Annotated in this window: 2 protein-coding genes; one reads left to right on the top strand and one right to left on the bottom strand. The window is 56.6% G+C overall.

Annotated features, from left to right (window positions below; genetic code table 11):
- Positions 1-95 precede the first annotated feature (95 nt).
- Positions 96-1,406 carry a hypothetical protein gene (locus AA309_RS34170; RefSeq protein WP_150117472.1) on the bottom strand — a complete coding sequence of 437 codons (1,311 nt, stop codon included), beginning with the start codon at positions 1,404-1,406 and terminating at the stop codon, positions 96-98.
- A gap of 1,859 nt (positions 1,407-3,265) precedes the next feature.
- Between AA309_RS34170 and AA309_RS10105 the strand changes: the two genes are divergently transcribed.
- Positions 3,266-4,309, top strand: a complete 1,044-nt coding sequence (locus AA309_RS10105) for a hypothetical protein (RefSeq protein WP_047188902.1) — start codon at positions 3,266-3,268, stop codon at positions 4,307-4,309.
- The last annotated feature ends 491 nt before the right edge of the window (positions 4,310-4,800 follow it).

Here is a 4,800-nt window from a genome sequence, read left to right as displayed (position 1 = left end):
AGGGCGCCCTTCTCAAATCTAGGTTCTCCTCTTCGATGGCAGATCCAAGACTGGATCAAGGCCTTCCTTCCGAATCCTGCTTAAAGTTCAGCGCTTTACCCAATGACGCTGTCCCCGAACGCTTGGCGGCCTTCATAGATGCCGAACTTGAGATAGTGCGCGAGCGGGTTGATGTTGGCGGCGGCCACATCCGCATACGCGGCAAGATAGCTTGAGGTGTCAAACTCGCCCGAGGGATCCCGGCCCTCCTGCCAGCCAGACGCATTGTAGTGCTCGAGCGGGTTGATGTTGGCGGCCGCCACATCGGTGTAGGTGGCCAGATAAGCCGAGGTGTCGAAGAAGGCGTTCGGATCCCGCCCCTCCTTCCAGCCGAAGGTGGCGAAGTGGAACGCCGCATCGGCCCCGGCAGCCCCGACATCGGGATTGGCCAGCAGATAATACTCCGCGTCAAAGCCATTGTTGATGGAGCGGCCAACAGCCGTGTAGGTGCTGCGCCCTTCATACTGGCCATACGTTATGAAGTGCTCCAGGGGATTGATACCTGCCGCCTTCACGTCTGGGTTGAAACGCAGATAAAGGTCAGTGTCAAAGGCAACCGAGGCATCTCGCCCCTCTCTCCAGCCATAGTACCGGAAATGCTCCAGAGGATTGACACTGGCTGCTTTCACATCGCGGTTTGCAGACAGGTACGCATTCGTTGAGAAAAATTGATTTGGGTTGCCGCCCTCGCGCCAGCCTTGGACATTGTAGTGGACATTTACATTCCAGCCCGCTTCGAAAACATCCGGGCGAGAATTTGCGTAGAACGAGTCATCTACCAGAGGATCATCAAAGGGCCCATCGATAAAATCGATGTTCTCGATATTGACTAGTTCATCTCTTCCATCTGGTCCGGTCACGATAATGCGGTCTGGCGCAAAGTTTACGCGACCTTGGCTTTGATTGTAGTTATAAAACGCTCCATCAATTCCAGGGCCGCCATTGAGAAAGTCGTTGCCTAAGTCACCATATAAGGAGTCATTCCCAGTGAGACTTTGAATGCTGTCGTCAAGGAGAGAACCCCAGATACCATCATCGCCGGCAAGGAATAAGCTGAGCGGGAGACGAGAAGCTCCAGATACAGAGACATTCGCACCACTCACCGAAAGAACTGTGTCGCCGTTGGCTAAGAGAGATAAGCTCCCAATTCGCCCCGTTAACTTTCCAGTGTTGCTGTAAACAAGATCCCCTCCAACATCGATGCTGTAAGTGATCGCAACATTGTCAGAATAGATTAATGATGTGGAGAATGACGACGCGGTATATGTCTTCTGCGTAAGGAGTGACCAGTAGCTGTCCAACTGTTTGATATTGCCGCGGGCATCCATCTGCAGTGGAAAACCTGCTCCTGCTGTAATTGCCGTCATAATGCGCCCCCGCTCTCATATGTCACCAACTTACCTTAGCAGCATGAGTTTTCAAGCTGGCTTTAGGAACAACCTCCGCCGATAATGGCAGGGCCATGGATGCTTCCAAGTCCAACAGGAGATGGATCCAAAAGTGCAGGGGCTATCCCCTGAGAACCGGAATGGGCCTCCCTTGCGATAAACGAAGAGAAAAAGTCTCGACCACAGAGAGGGGGCGGGTCAAAAGCTGGCGGGCTCTACCCTTCGCTAACCGGCCTTGGGGCCACGCGGAGATTTTAGCTCCTGTGTTTGATTAAAAATCAAAGGTGCATGCACCATGGTGCCGGTTGGTGGTACACACCCCGAAACACCGCAGGCGGGTTCCTGTTGACTGTCAGGGGCTTACGGGAGGGCGGGGTGGTCAGCTGGGGATCCTGGCGCCCCAGCCAACACTTTGATCTCCACAAAATCATCGAGAAATGCAAAGCCTTAGCTGATCATGCTTGGCGCTTGCGGACCCAATCTGCGCACCCGCCACCCTGGATAGGCTCTTCACATGTATTATCGAGCGAACCGGGCCAATTGAGCGGTCGCTTTGTGTGGAGGCCACACGACACTCAGAATGGGCTGAGCAACGATAGCGCCAATCAGCGCGAAGGATTCTACTGCAAGCCCTATACAGCCGCATACACGAACACGATTCCCGTAGGGCATGGGCAACCCTCCCAAGCATCGATGATGCAGGTAACGCTTTGAGATCACAACAGTTGCGTCTATCCCCGTTTCCGCTCGTGCGGAAAACCCCTGAGCCACAACCCACAGGGCCGACACCGGCACCGAGACTCAGACAGATCCCGAAAGATGAACGGGAACTGCAAGCTCTGTTCGGCCTTCCTTCAATGGCTCTCGTGCACTTTCTCGATCAGTGGCAACTCTGAAACTATTTCTAGGTCCCGATTCGGAGAACACTCAACATGAAGGCGCTTTGCGCAATAGCGGCTGTAGGTCTCAGCTTAATGGCCCCGATAGGCTCAGCTTCAGCCCAATGGTATGGAGGCCCTGGCTACGGGTACGAAGAACCTGATTACGGATACGAAGAACGGGGCCCCAGGTACCGAGGGCGCGATTATGATTACGAGTACAGGGAGCGCGGCCCCAGGTACAGAGACCGTGCATATGCCTTCAATGAACGCGAGTACCTGCGCTGCCATCGCGACGTTCGGCGAGCTGTCAGGCGCGGCGAAGTAGAGTCTGGCTTGGCGCACTATCTGAGGTTTGGTCGCCGTGAGGGTAGACGGCTCAGTTGCTGATCGGTGGCCAGAGGCATTGAGTGGTCAAAGCATAAGCCCTTCCCGGCCGTGTCCCCACGTCACTGATGGTGTTCTGCCTCGGAAGGTCCTCCGCCCCCATCTGACCAAGGATGCCTGTCTGTGACACTGACCTCCCCACAGAAAAGAGCCCCAGGCAAGGAATACCTGAGGCTCTCTCCGCTTAATCCCGCCTAGCTGAAGTGTAGATCCTGGTGGAGTGCTAGGCCCTTGATCAACACCGACCCCAGCTTTTGGGTTCACCTCAGTTCGCCAGAATTTCCCAAGGGGCGGTTCTCGATGGAGGGCGCCCTTCTCAAATCTAGGGTTTCCTCTTCGGTGGCACCCGCTGATCCAAGGCTAGGCCAGGACCTTCCCACCTCCGAAAATTCCACGCCTGTGGGAGCAACTTTCACTATTTCCAGGGAACGCCGAAGGACAAAAAGGCGGGGGTGCCAACACTTCGGTGTTGATTGAACATTGTGCCTATGAAATGAGCTGCCAGGAAACAGGCCATCACCAGAACTGAAGTCTCTTCTGCCGGCCACCTTGCTTCCACAAAGGATTGTAATCTTGCTGCTCTCCACCCCTTTGCGTCGAGGCATCCTGACGTTTCTGGCCCTGTCAATTGTGCTCTATCCCGTTTTCATTACTCTGCTCCGGGTGGTCCTGTTTAATACGATCATCACCGATGACTATGCGCCTTACCTGCTGTACCTGATCGGCCATCCCGAAGGCTCCGTTCCGGGAGCGCCCTGGGCCTACCGCGTTCTCTCCGTTGCGGCAGCCATTCCATTCAGGCTGCTCCCGGTGATCACCTTCAGCAACCTTCCTGGAGATTGGTCTCCGGCCTATATCGCGGCCAAACAGGCGCTTGCGGTCCTGTCCTACCTCTGCATGGTGGCCACCGTCTGTGTGGCTGGTTATGCGGCTGCAACACGGTTTGGTTGTGGACCGCTCGGCACATTCCTGGCGGGCGCCCTGGCGTTCATTCTGGCCCAGTATATCGCCCTCTACTCCCTCGATGCCCCGGCGCTCCTGCTGATCTCTTTTGGCGTTCTGGCCCTGAACTCGCTGCCTGCCTTTTCCGCTCTCATGGTCGTCTCGGCGCTTGCGAACGAGAAGGTGCTCATTGTCTTTGGGTTGATGTTCGCCGTACGTCTGCTACTGCGGCCCGCTCGGCAGAGAGCGTTCCTGTTCCTGTTCCCGGTCATCGCCGGGTGCGCCTTGTACGGGGCCGCGATGATGGCTTTTCCGCTTCCGCTGATGGAGCATCAGCAGAACCTTGGGCATCTTCTGCCATCGATCATGATGAACGTTCAGGCGAGCCTGACGCTGCGAGGACTGCTCCTGAACGTGCTTCCTGTTCTCGTCGTCTTTGCCCTGGCTCTTCTCGCCCGAACAACAACCCTGTCGAAACACGCGCCTTATGCGTCGCAGGTAGACTGGCTTGTCGTTCCGCTTCTGCTGTGTGTCGCCATGGTTGCCAGCGTCACGCTCAATGTCGGGCGGATCGTGATGCATGCGTTTCCACTCTTTATTGGCCCCGTCGCCTTGGCGCTCGAACAGCGAATCCAGAACCAGTCGGCGCACTCGTTCCCAGGGCGTGCCACCTGATGGGAGCGGGTTGGGCACGATGGGGGCAGTGACTGCACCGGTGCCGTGGTGCTGGCAGCCGCCGAGTTCAATCAGATCGCCGCTGTCCGAGCCAGCCGGAGCCATACTGGATCCGGGCCCGAACGACGCCGCACCAAGGCGAAGCTCAAGGCGGGGCTCTTTGGAGATGTTGATTTGGATGAGTGGGGCCAAAGCCAGAAGGGCATGCGTTGGGCCACCTACGAGCGGTGGAACGCCCAATATCCAGTATAATGCCGCTGAAGACATGCTCGACGAACAGCTCATCAGAGCGGCGGCGCGGCTGATGAAGGGGCCTAGCTGAAAGATGCTGCTCCAAACGAATAGAAGCGTCCCGAAGACAAGCCCGGCCCAGGAACAGCGCCAATAGTGATTGTGACTGACAAAGGGGGAGGCTCCAAGCTGGGGAGCTTCACCCTTTGGGGCTCAATCCTGTTACAGTGCAGCGCTCTAGGCAATAACGCTGTCGCCGA

Source organism: Microvirga vignae (genome assembly GCF_001017175.1).
Lineage (GTDB): Bacteria > Pseudomonadota > Alphaproteobacteria > Rhizobiales > Beijerinckiaceae > Microvirga > Microvirga vignae.
Note: the sequence above shows the minus strand (reverse complement) of the source record. Positions and strands in the feature narration are given on the sequence as shown.

Coding starts and splice junctions, on each gene's coding strand:
- AA309_RS34170 (WP_150117472.1), bottom strand. CDS start 1,406: ATGACGGCAATTACAGCAGGAGCAGGTTTTCCACTGCAGATGGATGCC.